The sequence below is a fragment of the Nocardia sp. NPDC024068 genome, assembly GCF_040638875.1.
In the GTDB taxonomy this organism is placed as follows: Bacteria; Actinomycetota; Actinomycetes; order Mycobacteriales; family Mycobacteriaceae; genus Nocardia.
The window spans coordinates 361-20676 of record NZ_JBEZYU010000029.1; the positions used below are offsets into that span (position 1 = coordinate 361).

Here is a 20316-nt window from a genome sequence, read left to right on the forward strand (position 1 = left end):
GGTGGCGTCACTTCTCACCTCCGCGGGTGGCGTCACTTCTCACCTCCGCGGGTGGCGTCACTTCTCACCTCCGCGGGTGGCGTCACTTCTCACCTCCGCGGGTGGCGTCACTTCTCACCTCGGCGAGTGGCGTCACCTTCTCACCTCGGCGAGAAGGGGTCATCTCCCCACCTTCACGAGCAAGGTCACCCCTCACCCTGGCGAGTGGGCTCCTCCCCACCTCGGCGGGCAAGGCCACCTCCCCACCTTCACGGGCAAGGCCACCTGCCTCACCTCGGCGAGCAAGACCACCCCCCACCTTCACGACCAAGCCTGCTCAACCACCCGAGTACGTTCCGCGATCACGTAAGTGCTCAACGACCACAGCCCATGGCTGGTACGCACACCTCCGCTCCGTCGCAACAGACCCAGGACGGGCCCACCCGCTGAGGCAGTCCTACAGAGCGGACAGCGCTCCGGGTGGCGCGGGGTTCACATCCTCCCGGTGATCTTGGTAGGGGTGATCCGAACCACCACTCGCGGCCCGTCGTCCGCCGCCGCCGGGTTGAACTCGGCGTAGGGCTTTCCGGTGTACTTGATCGACATCCGGTCGCCGAACACCATGTCGGGGTCCGGAGTGAGCGTGGCGGTCCCGCGGATCTCCGCGTATACCCACGGGTTGTCCGGCGGGGTGATCAGTACGGTGATGCGCGGGTCGCGGGCCAGGTTCTTGCCCTGTACCCGGTCGGTCGTGGTGGAGTAGACCAACTCGTCGCCTTCACGGTCTATCCAGGTGACGGTCAGATGCGGATGCCCGTCCCGCCCGATGGTGGCGACGGTGACGAACAGCTTCCCTTCGTCGATGTGCTTCTTGACGGTATCGGGCAACGAGATAGCGCTCATGATCACGAGCAACCCACACCGCCGGAGGTTCATTCCGGCTCAGCCCGGCGGATTCGCATCCAGCTGTGCCAGCAGTAGCGCCATCAACCCGGACTCCTGGGTTTGCGCGGTGATCATCTCGCGTGCCACCTGCTTCACCACTCCGCGGGTGAGCAGCGCGTCGGCCACCCGGGCCATGGCGATACCGCCCTCGTGATGCCGCTGCATGAGCTGCAGGAAGAGGATGGCGGCGAAACGGCCCCGCGCGGCCGACAGCGAGTCGAGTTCGCTCTGGGTGGCCATTCCCGGCATGGCGGACGCGCCCGGATCGTGCGCCCCATGGTGGTCGCGAGTGCGCTCCGGCATCCAGTTCATCGGGGCCGGACCCGCCGCCGGCGCCCCGGCCAGCCGCAACCAGCCGAGCAGGGTACCGATCTCGGAGAGCTGGGTGTCCTCGATCTGCCGGGCCAGGCCCCGCACAGCGGGTTCTGCGCCGGGATCGAGTCGCTGCACCATCACCAGGGCCTGGTGGTGATGGGCGGCCATATCCTGGACGAAACCGATCTCGGTGGCGGACAGGATCTCCGGTGCCACGGGGTCGTCGACGAACAGAGGACGAATCGCCGCCCCCAGCACCAGCAGCAACCCGGCCGCCACGGCGACGGCGACGCCGCTTCGCACGCGGTTCACGATCGCCCTCCGGCCGCCCGGCCCGGACCCGCCCCGTCGGGGCGGCACCGATACCGCGCCACGCCCGTCCTCGCCCTCACGAACCACACAGTCCTCCCGAATCACACTGGCCAGGACCGCGCAGTCCTCTCGAACCGCCCAACACCCCGGTATCGACGGATTATGGTCCGCCCTCCGGGCACGGGGGCCGATATGCGATGTTCTCGCAGGCCGATGATCCGCCGAATCGCACACCGACCGGACTGAAACACGTTACAGTTCCCGCACGCGGCGGCCCGATGGCGTGTCACCGGGACGGTGGTGGGCCGGTCTCCGCGTCCAGGCCGGATGGCGTCAGGAGGACGATGATGCCCGACGATGTGAACCCCACCGAACATATGCAGCTCACCACCAGCGAACGCGATCTGGATTCGCTGGCGGGCCAGCTCGCCGAATGGCTACGACAGCGGGTCGGGGCCGACGATCCACCGGTGATCGGCAATCTGCAGCGCCCGCTCGCAGGTGGCCTGTCCAGCGCGTCGGTGTTGTTCGACGCGCACTGGACGTCCGGCGGCGAGCCCGGCGAGGGTGCCTTCGTCGCGCGGATGATCCCGGAGGAGGGCGCGTTCCCGGTCTTCGAGAAATACGATCTGGCACTGCAGTACCGCGTCATCACCGAGATCGCGGCCGCCACCGACGTCCCCGTTCCGCGCTTGCGCTGGCTGGAAACCGACAGCACCGCGTGCGGTGCGCCGTTTTTCGTCATGGACCGGGTGCAGGGCCGGATCCCGGGCGACAATCCGCCCTATGTCTTCGCCGGCTGGCTCTACGACGCCACCCCCGCCGAACGGGCCGAGCTCACCCGCAACACCCTCGATATCCTGGCCCGCATCCACGCGCTGCCCGATCCGGCGCGGCGGTTCCCCGAATTGGACGGGCCGGGTTCGGCGTTGCGCCGCCATCTCGACGCCGATCGAGCCTGGTACAAGTGGGCGCTGGCCGACGACGGTTACGAGATCCCGCTGATCGAGCGCGCTTTCGACTGGCTGGACCGCAACTTCCCGGACGACCCCGGACCCGAGGTGCTGAGCTGGGGCGACGCCCGGCCCGGCAACATCATCTACGACGGGTTCACCCCGATCGCCGTATTGGACTGGGAGATGGCCGCTTTGGGGCCGCGGGAGCTCGATCTGGCGTGGATGATCTTCCTGCACCGTTTCTTCCAGGACATCGCCACCGGATTCGATTTCCCCGGGCTCCCGGATTTCCTGCGCCGCGACGAGGTGGTGGCGCACTACGAGAAGGTCAGCGGCCACACCGTCCGGGATCTGGACTTCTACCTCACCTATTCCGCGCTGCGGCACGCGATCGTCATGGCGCGCATCAAACGCCGCATGATCCATATGGGTGAAGACACCGCACCGGCGGAGCGCGACGACTACATCATGCACCGCGCCACCCTGGAAGCCATGCTCGACGGCACCTACGGATGGGACTGAGATGAGCGAAAACGCCGCCCACACCCCGGCCATGGCACCGGGTCCCCTGGACGAGTATCCGATCCACCAGACGCCGCTGCCCATCGCCCGGGCCGCGTCCAGTGATCGCAACTTCTACGACCGCAGTTATTTCAACGCGCACAACCGCGACGGCGCGCTCATGCTGGTGACCGGATTCGGGGTGTATCCGAATCTCGGTGTCGTCGACGCCTACGCGGCGCTGCGCCGCGGGAACGAGATCACCTCGGTGCGGTTCTCCGACGCCCGCACCGACCGGAGCCTGGATATGGCGGTCGGCGGTTACCGGATCGAGGTCGTGGAACCACTGCACCGGGTCCGGGTGGTGTGCGAGCACGAGGATCTCGGCCTGGACCTCACCTGGACCGGCGCCTTCCCCGCGGTCCAGGAACAGCCGCACGTCATGCTCACCGGTAACCGCCCGACCCTGGACGCCTCCCGGTTCGCCCAGGTCGGCGCCTGGGCGGGCACGATCGCGCTGCACGGCGAGGATATCGCGGTCGATCCGGCGATCTGGACAGGCACCCGGGACCGATCCTGGGGTATCCGCCCCGTCGGCGAGGCCGAACCACCCGGCCGGGCGGCCACCGAAGGGTCCGGCGGGTTCTGGTGGCTGTACGTACCGCTGCGTTTCGACGATTTCGCGGTGGTGGTCATCCTCCAGGAGAACCCGGACGGCTACCGCACCCTCAACGACGCCGTGCGCGTGTTCCCGGACGGTTCGGTCGAACAGCTGGGCTGGCCGCGGATCACCATCGACTACCGGTCCGGGACCCGCCATCCGGAAAGCGCGAGCCTGGAGCTGCGGACCTCCGACGGCAAACCGCTGACCATCGATATCCGCACCGTCACCGGGATTCCGCTGCATATCGGCTGCGGTTACGGTGGCGACCCGGACTGGCTGCACGGACAGTGGAAGGGCCGCGACTGGTCGTGGGCCAACACCTACGATCTGACCGATCCGGCGATCGCCGGCCGGATGCCCTGGGGTGTCACCGACCATATCGCGCACGCCCGCTGCGGGGATGCCGAGGGCTGGGGGCTTTTCGAACACGCCAGTGTCGGGCGGCACGATCCCACGGGTTTCGCCGATCTGCTGTCGGTGGCGCCGTAGCGGTCGAGGGCGGCGACGACCGGCACCCCGTGGTCGAACCGGTGCCGGTGCAGTCGGCCGATCAGTCGGGCGCGGCAGTCGCGGCGATCACGACGCCCCCGGCCACCTGCCGCGGTACGAGCAAGGGCCCGGTACCGGCCAGCAGCGCCGCGGCCTCGGCCACACCCGGGATACCCAGCGCGGCGGCCACCCGCTCAGACGGGTTCGGGACCGGCACCCCCGCCAGCTGCTCGGCGGCATAGCCGTGCAGCGGCACGCCCAGCGCGGCGGCGGCATCGCGGACGCCCGGCTCACCGGCCCGGCGGTCCAGCGTCGCGAGGCAGGCTATCCGCTGCCCGGGAAGGGCTTCCACCAGTGCCGCGAGAATTCGCTCGGCGGACAGATCCGGGCGCAGACCGAGACCGACCGCGAGCGCTCCCGGGTCCGGCGTCGCGCGCGGTGCGCCGGTTTCGGACCGGTCTCCGCCGCTCACCGGGCTCGCGCTGCGGGACCCAGCCGCTGATGGGCGCGCGCCGCGGCGACGAACCGGCGCATCGCTACCGGGTTGCCGGCCGGATGGGTATGCAGGTACGAGGCGTGCACCCCGTGCACGAGCGCACCCTCGCGCACCCGCTCCCCCGCGGTCCGCCAGCCCCACGCGGGTGGCGCATCGCCGGATTCCACCAGCCGGGTCCGATGGAACTCGTGGCCGCGGACCCGTTCACCGGTCCGCCACAGCGTGGAATCGCCCAGTGCCACCGCTTCCCGGTAACCCAGTGTGAGGCGGGGCCCGAATTCGGCGGCCGCGTCGATGAGCCCCGCCATCGGATGCCCGTCCAGAGATCGGGCGAGGTACAGCAGGCCGGCGCATTCGGCATGGATCGGTAGCCCCTCCCGGGCTCGATCCGCCACCGCGGCCAGGAGTCCGGTATTCGCCGCCAGCGTGCCCGCATGCTCCTCCGGGAATCCACCCGGCAGCACCAGCCCCGCGGTATCGGGCGGCAAGGTGTCGTGCAGCGGATCGAAGACGGCAACCCGCGCGCCCGCGGCGGTGAGCAGTTCCCGGTGTTCGGCGTAGCCGAAGGTGAAGGCGGGCCCGCCGGCCACCGCGATCACCGGATCCGGCCCATCCGGCAGCGGTGTGTCGTCCGCTGTTTCGGATACCGCGTCCCAGCTCGGCCCGGACTCCGGTGTCGCGGCCAGTGCGGCGACCGCGGCGAGGTCGATATGACGCGCGGCCAGATCGGTCATCGCGTCCACCGCACGCATCGCCGCGACCCCGTGTTCCACCGCCGGGATCAGGCCCAGATGCCGGGACGGGACCTCGAGCTCGGCCAGCCGGGGCAGCGCGCCGAGCACCGGCAGGCCCACCCGGTCGCAGGCGGCCCGCAGCACCTGTTCGTGCCGGGCGCTACCCACCCGGTTGAGTACCACCCCGCCCAACCGGACCCCGCTGTCGAAGGTAGCGAACCCGTGGAGCAACGCGGCCAGGCTCTGGCTGTGGCCGCGCGCGTCCACGACCAGGATCACCGGTAGCCCCAGCAGGCTCGCGACCTGGGCGGTGGAACCTTCCGCGACGGGATCGGCGGATTGCTCGTCGATCCGTCCGTCGAACAGGCCCATCACGCCTTCCACCACCGCGATATCGCAGCCGCGGGCGCCGTGGCGGTACAGCGGGGCGATCCGGTCGCGCCCGACCAGAACCGGGTCCAGATTACGGCCGGGGCGTCCGGCGGCGAGGCCGTGATAGCCGGGATCGATGTAGTCGGGCCCCACCTTGAACGGGGCGACCCGGTGGCCCGCCCGGCGCAGCGCGCCGATGAGTCCGGTTGCGACAGTGGTCTTCCCGCTGCCGGAGGCCGGGGCCGCGAGCACTATCCCCGAGGCGGCGTTCATCGCACGATATTCCCGGCCCGGCGGCACCGGCGGACAGTACCCCGGATCCCGGTGACCCCGGTCCGCGTCACCATTCGATACCCCGCTGGCCCTTGCGGCCGGTATCCATCGGGTGGCGCACCTTCGTCATCTCGGTGACCAGATCGGCCGCCTCCACGAGCGCGGCCGGAGCATCGCGACCGGTGATGACAACGTGCTGATTGCCGGGGCGGGCGCGCAGGGTCTCGACCACCTCGTCGACGTCCACCCATCCCCACTTCAGCGGATAGGTGAATTCGTCCAGTACGTAGAACCGGTGCTCCTGGGACCCGAGGCGCCGGGCGATCTCCCGCCAGCCCGCGAGCGCCGCGGCCGCATGGTCGGTTTCGGTGCCCGGTTTACGACTCCACGACCAGCCCTCGCCCATCTTGTGCCATTGCACGGGAGCGCCCGCCCCGGTATCGGTATGCACTCGGCCGAGTTCCCGGAACACGGCCTCCTCCCCGACCTTCCATTTCGCGCTCTTGACGAACTGGAACACCGCGAGATCGAACCCCTGGTTCCAGGCCCGCAACGCCATCCCGAAGGCCGCGGTGGATTTGCCCTTGCCGGGGCCGGTGTGCACGGCGAGTACCGGCTGGTTACGCCGCTGCCGCGTGGTGAGCCCGTCGTCGGGCACATTCTCCGGCACCCCTTTGGGCATCTGAGTTCTCCTCGGTTCTCGTTCGTGTACGCGGACGGGCCCGGTCAGGCCGCCCGCGTATCCCCGCCGGACACTCCGGTCCGCACCACATCCGCTACCGCGGCACCGGTCAGTTCGGCCAGCCGGACCACCGGACCGCGCAGCATCGCGGCCAGCTCACCGGCCAATCCCAGCCGGATCATGCCGCGCTCGCAGTCGACGACGACGGAGGTGACGCCGTCCGCGGCGAGCCGGGCGGCGGCGACGCGGGCGCGGGGTATCGGATCGGTTCCGCCGGTGGCGCGGCCGTCGGTGAGCAGGACCAGCATCGGACGGCGCCGGGGATCGCGGACCCGCTCCCGCTGCACCACCTCGCGGGCTTTGCGCAGGCCCGCGGCAAGCGGGGTCTTCCCGCCGGTGCGCAGCCCGGCCAGCCGCCGGACCGCGATATCGGTCGAGGAGGTGGGCGGCAGCACCAGTTCGGCCTCGCTTCCGCGTACCGAGATCACCGCGACCTTGTCGCGGCGCTGATAGGCGTCACGCAGCAGTGTGACGATCGCCGAGGTGACCGCGGAGAGCCGGTCCCGGGCCGCCATGGACCCGGAGGTGTCCACCACGAAAACGACCAGATTCCCTTCGCGCCCTTCGCGATACGCCCCACGCAGATCCTGCGCGGCCAGGCGCAACGGTCCGTAACTGCGGCCGCGGGCCCACTGCTGCGGCGCGGCGGCCCGCAGGGTGCCGAGGAGGTGCAGGCCGGTGGCCGGATCCGCGAGGGTGTTCACCACCCGGCCCTGCCGGGTCTGCGCGCGGGAACGCCGCCCGGGCGCACCCTCGCCGACACCGGGCACCTCCCAGCGCGGCGGTACCACCGGCGCGGCCGCGGGGGTGGAGGTCCGGCCGGTTCCCCCGGAACCTCCGGAGTTACCGGGCTTCTCGCTCTCGGGATCGCCGGGCTCGGGCGCGCCGCCGCCGGGGCCGCCGGGATCGTCATCGGGGCCTTCACCCTCACGATCGCCGGGGCCGGTATCGGTGCGGTGCTCTCCTGCCGGGGGCTCCGGCGTCGGGGATTCGGCGTGGTCACCGGCCTGTTCGGCGGCATCGTTCATAGCATCGTCGAGCTGTTCGGGGGTGATACCCGGTTCGTCGAACGGGTCGCGCCGGCGCCGGTGCGGCAGCGCGAGTTCGGCCGCGACCCGGACATCGTCGGCGGTGACCGCGGTGCGTCCGCACCAGGCGGCGTGCGCGGTGGCGGTGCGGGCCACCACCAGGTCGCCGCGCATCCCGTCCACATCGAACGACGCGCAGACCGCGGCGATCCGCCGCAACTCCACATCGTCGAGCCCGATACCGGGCAACCGGTCGCGCGCCCCGAGAATCCGCTCGGCGATCTCGGCGTCGACGGGCGCGTAGGCGGCCGCGAAACCGGCCGGATCCGCCTCGTAGTCCAGCCTGCGGCGCACCACGGCCATCCGGACGTCGACATCGCGGGAGGCGGCCACGTCCACGGTGAGCCCGAACCGGTCGAGTAGCTGGGGCCGCAGTTCCCCCTCCTCGGGGTTCATCGTGCCCACCAGCACGAACCGCGCCGGATGCGAATGCGAGATACCGTCCCGCTCGATATGCACCCGGCCCATCGCCGCGGCGTCCAGCAGCACATCCACCAGATGGTCGTGCAGCAGGTTCACCTCGTCCACGTACAACACGCCGTGGTGGGCCGCGGCGAGCAGACCGGGACGGAACGCCTGTTCACCGTCGCGCAGTACCCGTTCCAGATCCAGCGATCCGACGACCCGGTCCTCGGTGGCGCCGACCGGCAACTCCACCAGGCGCGCGGGGCGGGCACCCGATTCGGCCGGCACCGGCGGCAGCAACCGGGCCAGCGCCCGCACCGCGGTCGATTTCGCCGTGCCCTTCTCGCCGCGCACCAGGACGCCGCCGATTCCCGGATGCACGGCACAGAGGATCAGCGCCAGCTGAAGCCGCTCCTGCCCCACCACCGCCGAAAACGGGAACCCCGCCTCCGAACTCTCGGGGGCGGGCGTGCGGTGCGCGGGCCGGGCGGTTTCGGTAGACGACACGGACCCACTCTAGGACGTGGCGGGACGCGGTCCGGTGCCCCCTATCGGTCGCGGGGCACCGGACCGGGTCCGGCTACCCCCGGCGCATGGGCACGTGCGCGACACCGTCCTCGATGAATTCCTCCCCGTCGACCTCGAACCCGTGCTTGGTATACAGGTCGATCAGATAGGTCTGCGCGTTCAGACGGACCGTATGCGATCCGGTCTCCGCCAGCGCGGCCTGCAGCAGCCGGGTGGTGTAACCGTGCCCCCGGGCTTCGACCGCGGTACACAGCCGGCCGATCCGGAAGGATTTGACCCCGTCGTCGTGCTCCTCGAGCAGTCGCAGGGTGGCGATCACCTCACCCTCGTCGTCGAGCCACAGATGCCGGGTCTCCGGCAGCAGGTCCTGCCCGTCCAGCTCCGGGTACGCGCATTTCTGCTCGACCACGAACACCTCGACCCGCAGCTTCAGCAGCTCGTAGAGGGTCGGGGTGTCGAGATCCTGCGCCCATGACCGTCGGAGTGCAACCGTTGACATCATCGCGCCTTGCTATCACACCTCGGCGCGAGATGCACGCGAACTCCCGTAACCCGTCTCACGGGCCGAAACACGGCGAAGCGGCCCGCGGAGAACTTCCGCGGGCCGCTTCGGGCATTTTCGGTCAGACGCCGGCCGCGACCGGGGCGTGCGCGCCGGTTCCGGTGAGCTGCAGTGCCTTACCGGTCCAGTCCCAGACCTCGGCGAACAGGCCCTGGTTCTCCGACAGCTTCACACCCAGCGACGGAATCATTTCCTTCAGCTTGGGAGTCCACGCCGCGTATTCGGACGGGAAACAGCGTTCGAGCACGTCGAGCATCGCGGTAACACAGGTCGAGGCGCCCGGCGAGGCGCCCAGCAGACCCGCGATGGATCCGTCCTGTGCGGCGATGACGGCGGTACCCAGCTCCAGCACCCCGCCCGCGCCCTTACGGCGGATCACCTGCACCCGCTGACCGGCGGTGATGAGTTCCCAATCGCGGCCCTCGGCGCGCGGGATGAACTCTTCCATGGTGTACACCCGGCCGGACTGCGATTTCAGCAGCTCGGTGACCAGGTACTTGACCAGGCTCAACTCGGTGACGCCGACCCCGAGCATCGGGGCCAGGTTGCCGGGTTTGATCGATTTGAACAGATCGGCATTACTGCCGTCCTTGAGGAATTTGGGGGTCCAACCGGCGTACGGGCCGAACAGCAGGCCGGGCCGGCCCTTGATGACGCGGGTGTCCAGGTGCGGCACGGACATCGGCGGCGCCCCGACCGCGGCCTTGCCGTACACCTTGGCCCCGTGCTGGTCGATCAGGCCGGGGTTGGTACACCGCAGGAACTGGCCCGAGACCGGGAAGCCCGCGAACCCGCGGATCTCCTTGATCCCGGCCTTCTGCAGCAGCGGCAGCGCCCCGCCCCCGGCCCCGACGAAGACGAATTTGCTGATCAGCGTGCGGGTGCGTCCGGTGCGGGTATTGCGCACCGTGACCTTCCAGCTGCCGTCCCTCTGCTTGGACAGGTTGCGGACCTCGATACCGAAGCCGATCTCCCCGCCGCTGGCGCCGATATAGGCGAGCAACTCCTTGGTGAGCGCACCGAAATCGATATCGGTGCCGCCTTCGGACCAGTTGAGCGCGATCGGATCGGAGAAATCCCGGCCGCGGGCCATCAGCGGCAGCCGGCGGGCGAACTCGTCGGGGCTGTCGATGTACTCCATCCCCGCGAACAGCGGATGCCGCGACAGCGCCTCGTACCGTTTGCGCAGGTACTCCACATCGGCGGCGCCGTGCACGAAACTCACGTGCGGAATGGGGTTGATGAAGCGGGAAGGATCGCCGATGATGCCGTTCTCCGCCGCGTAGGCCCAGAATTGCCGCGACACCTGGAACCGCTCGTTGATATCGACCGCCTTGCCGATATCCACCGAACCGTCCGGCTTCTGCGGGCTGTAGTTCAGTTCGCACAGCGCCGAATGCCCGGTACCGGCGTTGTTCCACGGGTCACTGCTCTCCGCCGCGGCGGCGTCCAGCCGCTCGAACACCGAGATCGACCAGTCCGGCTGCAACTGGCGCAGCAGTGCGCCGAGAGTGGCGCTCATGATGCCGGCACCGATGAGGACTACATCGGTCTTTTCAGTCTGGGCAGCGTTCGGCACGGGTGTTCGACTTCCTTGTCCTGGTGCGCGGCCGCATATCCGGCGTTGGATAACGGGGCCGCTGGGGCACGGGCGCGTGTGCAGTTGTATTACGGGCGGCCGGATGAGCCCTCGAGGGCCCGGCCGAATGTAGGTTACCCGTCGTTCACTACTGCCAATTGTGCACCTCGACACGCGCGGAATCCGCAGCCAGGGCGGCGATTGTGACGTAAATTCCTCTGCTGGAGCGGTCTCGTCCGTCACACTGTGCTCCGCGGGTGCCGCGGTGGTCGCCTAGATTGGACGGCGTGACGAACGAATCCCGGGCCGATACCCGCGCGCCGGAGCAGGCCGGGGACTGGCACCCGGACGTCCTCGGCGAAGGGTACGAATACCGCACCCTGGAACTCGGGCCCGATCCCGACGGCGAGGGCGAGGCTGTCGCGACCCTGGTCCGGCATCTGCCCGCGGATATCGCGGAAACCGGGGACGCGGTTCTCTACCTGCACGGATTCACCGACTACTTCTTCCAACGCCATGTGGCCGAACACCTGACCGCACGCGGGCACCGCTTCTACGCCCTGGACCTACGCAAATGCGGCCGGTCGCTGCGGCCGGGGCAGACTCCGCATTTCATCAGCGATCTGGCGCTCTACGACCAGGAGCTGGACCGATCGCTGCGCGCCATCCGAGCGGAGACCGGTGCGAATGTGCTGGTCGTCGGGCATTCGACCGGCGGCCTGGTGGCCTCGCTGTGGCTGGACCGCCTGCAGCGCGACGGCGGTACCGCGGCGGCCGGGATCAGCGGATTGATCCTGAACAGTCCCTGGTTCGATCTGCAGGGTCCCGCCTATTTCCGCACGGTCGGCACCCAGGTCATCAACACCGTGGGCCGCTTCCGGGCCAAGTCCGCGCTGCCGCTCGGCAAATCCAGCGCCTATGGCGACAGTCTGCACCACAGCGTGGCCGGTGAATGGGACTACGACCTGGACTGGAAGCCACGCGAGGGCTTCCCGGTGCGGGCCGGCTGGCTGCGGGCGATCCGGCTGGGGCAGGCGCGGCTGCATCGCGGCCTGGATATCGGCGTACCCGCGCTGCTGCTGCGCTCCAAGCTCACGACGTTCGCCCGGCAGTACGGCCCCGCGGTGGATGTCGCCGACGCGGTGCTCGACGTGGCACAGATCCAGCGCTGGTCGGGGTGCCTGGGCGATCGCACCAATATCGTGCCCATCGACGGCGCCCGCCACGATGTGTTCCTCTCCGCGGAGGGCCCGCGCACGGAGGCGTTCCGGGAACTCGACAACTGGCTGGACTGGCTCGCCGGTGGCGGCCCCGCGCCGCGGGAATGAACCCGCCCGGCGCTCACCACATACTCGTACGCAGCACGATCTCGGTGGCGAACTCCTGATCGGCCTCGGCCGCGACATTGTCGACGTCGATATCCACCACCCGGAACTCGCCGTACACATGCCGCCCGGAGGTATCGGCGACCTGCCGGGAGACACCCTTGGTCACCAGGATGGTGGTGGGCAGTTCCACCGCCGGGCACCCGGCCTCGAGGACCGCACCGGAGTCATCGGGTACCGCCGGATGACCGCGGTCGGCGACGACCAGGCTGACGAACCGGCCGAAGCCCGTCGCGCACACCTGCCAGGCGACGCTGGCGCCGGCGCCCCGGCCCGCGACATTCACCCAGGACACGCCGAGTTCGTCGAGTACGGCGTACACCCCCGGGGTGTCGAGACCGTCCGTGGTCTCGAAAGCGATGGTCCGCAGATCGGAGCTGTGCAGGCGTGCGCACACCCTGTCGTACACATCCGGCGGATCGCCGGAATCGGGTAGCAGCAGCACACTGTGCTGGGTCACCGGCCCGTCCACCCGCACCGTCCAGCCCCGGTCACCGACCGCGATGCGCCGAGATTCCATGGCGCTTGACGCTACACCGCCGACCCGCGGTGTGGGGCGGCCGCCGGCAAACCGCCCGGCGATCGTGACCCATGCGGTCTCGGCCCGGTACCGCCCCCGCCGCGACCGCTCAGTACGCCCCGGACAGCGCGGTCACCGTGGAGGTCACGACCGGCAGACCGGCCGGGGCGCCCTCGTTCAGCAGCCGCTCCAGCCCGGCCACATCGATATGCGCGGTGACGAGGTCGGCGAGCAGATCGAGCTGGGCGGCGCGGACCGCTGCCACCCGAGTACCGGGTGCGACGGTGAATCCGGTGCGCCCCGCCCGGTGGGCGACATCGGTGAGCCAGGCCCGGCGGAATTCATCGGATTCCAGGAGTCCGTGCAGGTGGGTGCCCCAGATACCGTCGCGCACGCTGCCCTCGTCGCTCGATCCGTCCGCGGCGGACTGGCGCGGTTCCGCCGCACCGGACTCCGGTGCGACGCGATCGGTGATCCGGAGCCAGGCCGGTTCGGCGGTACGCCGCACCAGGCCGTGATGGATTTCATATCCGGCCGCCGCGATATCCGCGGTGCCACCACCGCCGGGGGCGCCGGCGGCAGTGCTGCGGCACAGAGTCTTGCGCGGGTGGAATTCGATATCCAGGTCCAGCAGACCCAGCCCGGCGACCTCCCCTGCCCCGGATTCCACCGGGTCCACGATCCGGCGGCCCAGCATCTGGTAGCCGCCACAGATCCCGAGGATCGGCCGGCCCTCGGCCGCCCGCCGCAGCAGCGCGTCGGCCAAACCGGTGCGCCGCAGCCAGCTCAGATCCTCGACGGTGGCCTTACTGCCAGGCAGCACCACCAGATCGGCATCCGCCAGTCCGGACGGATCGCTCACCCAGCGCACCGCCACGCCCGGTTCGCAGGCGAGTGCCTCCACATCGGTCGAATTGGAGATCCGCGGCAGCCGGACGGCGGCAACGGAGAGCCATTCGCCGCCGACCGGCGCGGCGGGGCGGCCGACCTGGGCTCCGGCCACGGTGCTCAGCGAGTCCTCGGCGTCGAGCCACAGATCGTCACTGAAGGGAAGGACGCCGAGGGTGGGGCGTCCGGTCAGCGCGGCCAGCCGATCCAGTCCGGGGCGCAGCAGTTCGACATCGCCCCGGAATTTGTTGACCACGAACCCGGCGATCAGCCGCTGATCCTCGGGCTCGAGGACCGCGAGAGTCCCGAACAGATGGGCCAGCACCCCACCGCGGTCGATATCCCCGACCACCAGCACCGGCAGATCCGCGGCCCGCGCCAGACCCATATTCGCCAGATCCGTGGCGCGCAGGTTGATCTCGGCGGGGGAACCGGCACCCTCGCAGATCACCACATCGAACTCGGCACGCAGCGCGGCCAGATCGGCGGCCACCACATCGCGCAACCGGGTGCGGTGCGTGAAATAGTCGGCGGCCCCGACGGTGTCCACGACTCGGCCGCGGACCACCAGCTGCGAGCGGCGGTCACTACCCGGTTTCAGCAGGATGGGGTTGAACCGGACGCTCGGCTCCAGCCCGCAGGCCTGCGCCTGGAGCGCCTGGGCCCGGCCGATCTCCCCGCCGTCCAGTGTGACGACCGAGTTGTTCGACATGTTCTGCGCCTTGAACGGCGCCACCCGCACTCCCCGGCGCGCCAGCATCCGGCAGATTCCGGCGACCACGACGCTCTTGCCCGCGTCGGAGGTCGTTCCGGCGACCAGCAGCGCGCCGCCGGGCCGGGTCACGGCAGCGTCAGGATTTCGGCCCCGGTATCGGTGACCACCAGCGTGTGCTCGAATTGGGCGGTCCATTTGCGATCCTTGGTGACGACGGTCCAGCCGTCGTCCCAGATCTCGTAGTCGATCCCGCCCAGGTTGATCATCGGTTCGATGGTGAAGGTCATCCCCGGTTCGATGACCGAGTCCACCGCGGGCTGGTCGTAGTGCAGGATCACCAGACCGCTGTGGAAGGTCGGGCCGACCCCGTGGCCGGTGAAATCGCGGACCACCCCGTAACCGAAGCGGTTGGCGTAGGACTCGATCACCCGGCCGATCACGTTGAGGGCGCGCCCGGGACGAACGGCCTTGATGGCCCGGGTGGTCGCCTCACGCGTGCGTTCCACCAGCAGCCGCACCTCCTCGTCGACCTCACCGGCGAGGAAGGTGGCGTTGGTATCGCCGTGCACCCCGTTGATATAGGCGGTGACATCGATATTGACGATGTCACCGTCCTCGATCACGGTGCTGTCCGGGATGCCGTGGCAGATCACCTCGTTGAGCGAGGTGCAGCACGATTTCGGGAACCCCTTGTAGCCGAGCGTCGAGGGGTAGGCGCCGTGGTCGCACATGTACTCGTGGGCGATCCGGTCCAGTTCGTCGGTGCTCACGCCGGGCGCCACCGCCTTACCGGCCTCGGCCAGCGCCTGGGCGGCGATCTTCCCGGCGATCCGCATCTTCTCGATGGTCTCGGGGGTCTGCACCCAGGGCTCGGAACCCTCCGCGGCCGTCTTCTTCCAGACGTACTCCGGCCGTTCGATCGCGCGGGGGACCTCGCGGATCGGGGTGGGAGTTCCGGGGAGCAGCGGCTGGCGGGTACGCACGGACATGCGTCCAGAGTAGTCGGCGCGGCCCGGAGGGTCGCCGGGAACGTACCCGTCCGCGGCCCGCGCCGCCGGGCCGTGGCCCCGGGTCGCGGCGGCCCGGGCGGGCCTTCGCTCAGCGGCGACGGCCGGCGGTGCTCACCTCGAAGGCCACGCGGTCGCCGCGATAGAGCGCGGCGACGCGTTCGATCGGACGGCCCTCGGTATCGATACCCCGGCGGACCACCCGGAACAGCGGCACCGACGGCCGGCAACACAGGAGGCTTGCTTCACGGGGCGCGGCCAGTACGGTCTCGATCCGCTCGGTGGAGCCGCCGTACTCGACACCGGACCCGCCGATGGTCGCCGACAGTGAACCGGCCGGGTCGAAACCCGCGCGCAGCCAGCCGAAACGGTCCAGGGACAGATCGGTGCGCTCCAGCGCGATCGGCTCCCCGTCGGCGTGCATCAACCGTTCCAGCGTCATGATCGGGGTCTGCGGCGGCAGGTCGAGATCGCGGGCGACCTCCACGTCGGCCAGGCCGTCCACCCAGGACAGCAGACTGCGCACCACCCCCGCGCCTTCTTCTCCGGTGGGTTCGGGCGCCAGCGGGCGTACCACCTTCGGCCGGGCCAGTACGGTGCCGCGACCCTGTCTGCGGATCCGGCCCTCCACCGCCAGATCCCGGAGAGCGTGCCGGACCGTTTCGCGGGCAACCCCGAAACGTCCGGCCAGTTCCCGCTCCGCGGGAACCCGGTCGCCGGGCCGTAGCTCGCCGAGCATGGTATCGATTTCGGCGCGCACCCGATAGACCTTCGACAGCGTCTGAGCCCCGGCCATCGCCGGAGTTGCCGCCATCGCCGGGGTTCCGGCCATTACAGCCGCCGCTGCGCCGTAGTCGTCGCGCGTCGACACCGTACTTGCGCTGCCATCCCGCTGCCCCATGGCAGAACTACCTCCCATTGGCCCGCACCATATCGTTAACCAGGCATTCGCCACCGGGTCGCGCTATGGTCCGGTCCATTCGACATTCTGTGGTCGCTCCCGGTGGGTGCCGGAAAGTCCGCGTCCAGTGGACTGGACACTCCGCCGGTCCACGAACCCTTACTGCACCGGTAGCCGGCGCCGACCGCCTGCCACCTCGGCGATCAAATCGGTGTAACCGTCGACGAGTTCGGCCAGGTGATACCAGTGCCGATGCGTGCGGTCACTGCGCGCCCCGTCGTCCTCTATGGCCTGATTGGCCGCGACCCAGCTGTTCGCCATCCGATCGATGACCGCGCCCAGGCTCTCGGTGTGCAGCGACGCACCGTGACGGTGCTGCGGCATCTTCCGGGTGATCCAGGCGTTGATATCGTCCACGAGTTCGCGTCTGCGACTGTCTATTTCGGCGATCTCGGCCATATCCCGAACCTGCGCGCGGCGCTTGTGGAGTTCGACCAGCGCGTGCGCGAAACGCAGTAGTACACGCTCCTGGAACCGTCGCCCCTGGAATGCGCACAGCAGTTGCGGCGCGGTCGGCAGGCTTCCCAGAGTGGGCGCACTCATCGGCACCCCTCGAACTCACCCGGCACCATCACACTCTGCACCAACATGATCGGCTCTCGATTCGGTTTTCCCGGACATCGGATCGTTGTTCACAACAAGGCTAGCTGGATCATGCTCTTACAGATGCAAGAACACAAGACTTCGGTACGCAATGTTGCGAACAGCGTCGTGCGCAAGCCTAACGACCCTTCTCACGGAACCGGAGCGCGGTCCCGTCGAAAACGCGTACCCGCCATGCTCGTTCCCGCACGCGGTCCGAATCCGCGCCGCGCCGAACGTTACCCGCTACCACCAGCGAACCGCGCGCGACAACGCGTTACGCGACCACATCGAAACCGGGCCGAGACCAACCCGCGCCGCACCCGGCGGAACCATACCGAACCCTATGGTCCACCGGGACATCCACCCCGGCACCTGCCCTTCGCGATGCGCGGAGCCGAACCAGGCGCGGCCCGAACCCGTTTCGCGCCGGACACCCGGCAGAACGGACAGCATTCGGCGCCGCCGGTGATGCCCCAGCATCGGTAGCCTGAAGTTTGCTCATCGTTTCGGATGCCCTGTATCCCGGTCGTTTCCGGAACGGCCCGCGTGCCCGTGCATGCGGCAGGCACGACATCCGGATACGGTCCGCCCGCTGTCATGGGGTATGGATTCTGTGCAGGAAAGCCGACAAGGATGTGGACTCATGAGCACTGATGCCGACCCCCTGGCAGCCGCCGCGAAACGGGCCGCCGAGCTCACCGGCCCGGGCGGGCCGTTCGAGATGTCGGCCGAAGAGGTGCTGGGATCCCCGATCCCGGTTTTCCGCCACCGGCGCCGTTCGCTGCGCGAACTTCTCGACGCCTCGGAGAGCTGGGGCGACCGCGACTATCTGGTCACCGAGCGGCAGCGCCTCTCCTTCACCGAGCATGCGTCCGCCGCGCAGTCGCTCGCGCTGGCGCTCGCCGGCCGGTACGGAATCGGACGAGGCGACCGGATCGGCATCCTCGCCGCCAATACCCCGGAGTGGGTGATCACCTTCTGGGCGGCACAGTGCCTCGGCGCAGTCGCCGTCGCCTACAACGCCTGGTGGGCCGCACCGGAAATCGCCTACGGGCTAGAGCACACCGAGCCCGCGGTACTGGTCGCCGACTCCCGGCGCGCCGGGCTCGCGGCGGACGCCGGAATCTCCGTACCGGTGCTCACCGTGGAGGAGGACCTGCCCCGGCTGATCGAGGCGCACCGCGGCCGGGCCCCGATCGTGCCGGTCGCGGAGGACGATCCGGCCGTAATCCTCTACACCAGCGGTACCACCGGCCGGCCCAAAGGAGTGGTGCACACCCACCGGAATCTGCTCTCCATCACCGATTACCACCGGTGCACCGACGCACTGGGCGCACTCGCCGCGGGTGCCGCGCCCGGCGAGCCCAGCGGAAAACGATTCCTGCTCACCTCACCGCTGTTCCATATCGCCAGCCTGCACAATCTGGTCGTGCCCCGGCTCGCCTCCGGCGCCGCCGTGATCATGCACACCGGCGCGTTCGACCCCGAGCGGGTACTGGGATTGATGGCGCGCGAAGGTGTCACCAATTGGGGCGCGGTACCGACACTGGCAGCCCGGCTGCTGGACACCGACCCGTCCGGCCATGATCTGTCGGCGCTCGTCTCGCTCTCCCTCAACGCCGCCCCGTCCTCCCCCGCGTTCCAGGAGCGGCTGCGGGCCCGGCTGCCGGGTACCGGCATCGCGCTGACCACCAGCTACGGCCTCACCGAGAGCGGTACGGCGGCCACCGTGGCGACACCGGCCGAACTGGCCGCCGATCCCGAAACGGTCGGCCACCCGATCCTCGGTGTGGCGGTGGAGATCCGCGATCCGGACGGGCGGCCGGTGCCCGACGGCACCGAGGGCGAGATCTGGGTGCGCAGCCCGTACGTCATGCTCGGCTACTGGCGCGACGATGCGGCCACCGCCGCCGTCCTCGACGCCGAACGCTGGTTGCGGACCGGGGATTTCGGCACTCTGCGGGACGGCCGCCTGCGAATGGCCGGGCGCCGTAGCGATCTCATCCTGCGGGGTGGAGAGAACGTGTATCCGACCGAGATCGAGAACGTCCTGGACGAACATCCGGCCGTACGGGAGTCGGCGGTACTCGGCGTACCCGACGACGACCTCGGTCAGCGGGTCGCCGCGGTGGTGGTGACCGACGGCGCCGTCGACGCCGAGGAACTCCGGGCGTTCACCGCGCAGCGGCTCGCCTATTTCAAGGTCCCGGAGCGGTGGACCCTCACCAGGGAGCCACTACCGCGCAATGCGACCGGCAAGGTGCTGCGCCGCGAGATCACGCCCTGAGAAACACCGAACCCCGGCCGGGCACCGCCCACCCGCGTGACACTCCCTCGCCGACGGTGCGGTCCCCTCGTTATTGTTGCTCGACAGGCTCACGGACGGCGGGCGCCGCGGGCGCCGCGATCCGCGCAACACGCCGGCGAAAGGGATGACATGGCAGGCAAACGCACCGTCCTCACCGCTGGTTTGCGCCGGCTCTCGGTGCTGCTGCTGGAAATGCGGGAGGACGCCGAGCTGAGCAAGGAGGAGGTCAGCGGCCGCACCGGGATCAATGTCACCACCCTGTACCGGATCGAGACGGCGCAGGCCCGCCCACAGCGCCGCACCCTGATGACGATGCTGGACCTCTACGGCGTGGAGGCGACCCGCCGCCAAGAGGCGCTCGAGCTGCTCTCCGACGCCCAGAAGCCCGGAATGTCGCGACCCTACGAGGCCAGCCTCTCCGAGGTCTACGCCGCCTATATCAACTTCGAATCGGTGGCGCTGTCGGCGCGCCACTATCAGACCTCGTTCATTCCCGGCCTGCTCCAGACCGAGCAGTACGCGATGGCGGTGATCGACACCTGTATGCCGAAACTGGAGGCCTCCGACCTGGAACGCCGGGCGCGCGCCCGGATGGACCGCGCGGCGGTGCTGGCCAAAGACGAACCGCTGGAACTGTGGGTGGTGCTCGACGAGGCCGCCATCCGGCGCGTCGTCGGCGGCCCGGAGGTCATGAGCGGTCAGCTACGGCAGCTGGGTGAAGCCACCAAACGTAAGAACGTGATCCTGCAGATCCTGCCGTTCGACGCCGGCGCGCATCCCGGTATGGCCGGGTCCTTCACGATTCTCGACTTCCCCGACCCCACCGATCCGGAACTGGTATATGTCGAGGGAATCTCCGGCGACGCGCTGGTGGAAGGGCATTCGGAGATCCGGCGCTTCGGGGTGATGTTCGATCAGCTGCGCGCGATGGCGCTGAGTCCGCGGGATTCCGCGGAGGTGATCGCCGCGGCCGCCGAATCGATGTGCTGACGCGCGGATCCGGCGCC

General features: G+C 69.6%; 18 protein-coding genes. 5 read left to right on the plus strand and 13 right to left on the minus strand.

The features are described from left to right. Positions 1 to 471: 471 nt before the first annotated feature. Together AB0F41_RS20605 and AB0F41_RS20610 are read right to left on the minus strand one after the other, a co-directional pair. Positions 472 to 882, minus strand: a complete 411-nt coding sequence (locus AB0F41_RS20605) for a PPOX class F420-dependent oxidoreductase (RefSeq protein WP_357426096.1) — start codon at positions 880 to 882, stop codon at positions 472 to 474. Positions 883 to 921: 39 nt separating this feature from the next. Next, on the minus strand, positions 922 to 1551 hold the full coding sequence (locus tag AB0F41_RS20610; protein ID WP_357426098.1) for a DUF305 domain-containing protein: 630 nt from the start codon (positions 1549 to 1551) through the stop codon (positions 922 to 924). 347 nt (positions 1552 to 1898) lie between these two features. Here AB0F41_RS20610 and AB0F41_RS20615 point away from each other — a divergent pair, with 347 nt between their 5' ends. Both AB0F41_RS20615 and AB0F41_RS20620 read left to right on the plus strand, forming a co-directional pair. Then, entirely contained in the window at positions 1899 to 3029 is a 1131-nt protein-coding gene (locus AB0F41_RS20615) for a phosphotransferase family protein (RefSeq protein ID WP_357426100.1), read from the plus strand. 1 nt (position 3030) lies between these two features. Beyond that, positions 3031 to 4161, plus strand: coding sequence for a hypothetical protein (locus AB0F41_RS20620; RefSeq protein ID WP_357426102.1), 1131 nt, complete (start codon positions 3031 to 3033; stop codon positions 4159 to 4161). Between the two features lie 61 nt (positions 4162 to 4222). On the opposite strand, the gene AB0F41_RS20625 is transcribed toward AB0F41_RS20620, so the two are convergent. From AB0F41_RS20625 to mqo, 6 genes are all read right to left on the minus strand, one after another. After that, positions 4223 to 4633 (minus strand): cobalamin biosynthesis protein, encoded by a 411-nt coding sequence (locus tag AB0F41_RS20625; RefSeq protein WP_357426104.1) that lies wholly within the window; start codon positions 4631 to 4633, stop codon positions 4223 to 4225. Next, the gene (locus AB0F41_RS20630) at positions 4630 to 6036 is read right to left on the minus strand and encodes a cobyrinate a,c-diamide synthase (protein WP_357426106.1); all 1407 of its coding nucleotides are present in this window, start codon (positions 6034 to 6036) and stop codon (positions 4630 to 4632) included. The genes AB0F41_RS20625 and AB0F41_RS20630 overlap by 4 nt, the downstream gene beginning before the upstream one ends. Before the next feature lie 67 nt (positions 6037 to 6103). After that, positions 6104 to 6718 carry a cob(I)yrinic acid a,c-diamide adenosyltransferase gene (gene cobO / locus AB0F41_RS20635; protein ID WP_357426108.1) on the minus strand — a complete coding sequence of 205 codons (615 nt, stop codon included), beginning with the start codon at positions 6716 to 6718 and terminating at the stop codon, positions 6104 to 6106. A 44-nt stretch (positions 6719 to 6762) separates the two neighbouring features. Beyond that, a complete protein-coding gene (locus AB0F41_RS20640) occupies positions 6763 to 8697 on the minus strand; it encodes a VWA domain-containing protein (protein ID WP_357426192.1) in 1935 nt (644 codons plus the stop codon). A gap of 154 nt (positions 8698 to 8851) precedes the next feature. Continuing rightward, positions 8852 to 9301 (minus strand): GNAT family N-acetyltransferase, encoded by a 450-nt coding sequence (locus AB0F41_RS20645; RefSeq protein ID WP_357426110.1) that lies wholly within the window; start codon positions 9299 to 9301, stop codon positions 8852 to 8854. 121 nt (positions 9302 to 9422) lie between these two features. Next, positions 9423 to 10940, minus strand: coding sequence for a malate dehydrogenase (quinone) (mqo, locus tag AB0F41_RS20650; RefSeq protein ID WP_357426112.1), 1518 nt, complete (start codon positions 10938 to 10940; stop codon positions 9423 to 9425). 287 nt (positions 10941 to 11227) lie between these two features. On the opposite strand from mqo, the gene AB0F41_RS20655 reads away from it, so the two are divergent. After that, on the plus strand, positions 11228 to 12268 hold the full coding sequence (locus AB0F41_RS20655) for an alpha/beta hydrolase (RefSeq protein ID WP_357426114.1): 1041 nt from the start codon (positions 11228 to 11230) through the stop codon (positions 12266 to 12268). Positions 12269 to 12281: 13 nt separating this feature from the next. Here the strand turns inward: AB0F41_RS20655 and AB0F41_RS20660 are convergent, their stop codons facing one another. From AB0F41_RS20660 to AB0F41_RS20680, 5 genes are all read right to left on the minus strand, one after another. Continuing rightward, positions 12282 to 12845 (minus strand): alpha/beta hydrolase, encoded by a 564-nt coding sequence (locus tag AB0F41_RS20660; RefSeq protein ID WP_357426116.1) that lies wholly within the window; start codon positions 12843 to 12845, stop codon positions 12282 to 12284. Positions 12846 to 12954: 109 nt separating this feature from the next. Continuing rightward, positions 12955 to 14577 (minus strand): cobyric acid synthase, encoded by a 1623-nt coding sequence (locus AB0F41_RS20665; RefSeq protein ID WP_357426118.1) that lies wholly within the window; start codon positions 14575 to 14577, stop codon positions 12955 to 12957. Then, on the minus strand, positions 14574 to 15437 hold the full coding sequence (map, locus tag AB0F41_RS20670; protein ID WP_357426120.1) for a type I methionyl aminopeptidase: 864 nt from the start codon (positions 15435 to 15437) through the stop codon (positions 14574 to 14576). Before map ends, AB0F41_RS20665 begins: the two co-directional genes overlap by 4 nt. Positions 15438 to 15546: 109 nt before the next feature. Beyond that, on the minus strand, positions 15547 to 16251 hold the full coding sequence (locus AB0F41_RS20675; protein ID WP_357426194.1) for a GntR family transcriptional regulator: 705 nt from the start codon (positions 16249 to 16251) through the stop codon (positions 15547 to 15549). Between the two features lie 264 nt (positions 16252 to 16515). After that, the gene (locus tag AB0F41_RS20680; protein WP_357426122.1) at positions 16516 to 16959 is read right to left on the minus strand and encodes a DUF4254 domain-containing protein; all 444 of its coding nucleotides are present in this window, start codon (positions 16957 to 16959) and stop codon (positions 16516 to 16518) included. 685 nt (positions 16960 to 17644) lie between these two features. On the opposite strand from AB0F41_RS20680, the gene AB0F41_RS20685 reads away from it, so the two are divergent. Together AB0F41_RS20685 and AB0F41_RS20690 are read left to right on the plus strand one after the other, a co-directional pair. Next, entirely contained in the window at positions 17645 to 19288 is a 1644-nt protein-coding gene (locus tag AB0F41_RS20685; protein ID WP_357426124.1) for a class I adenylate-forming enzyme family protein, read from the plus strand. A gap of 150 nt (positions 19289 to 19438) precedes the next feature. Beyond that, positions 19439 to 20299 carry a helix-turn-helix transcriptional regulator gene (locus tag AB0F41_RS20690; RefSeq protein WP_357426126.1) on the plus strand — a complete coding sequence of 287 codons (861 nt, stop codon included), beginning with the start codon at positions 19439 to 19441 and terminating at the stop codon, positions 20297 to 20299. Positions 20300 to 20316 lie beyond the last annotated feature (17 nt).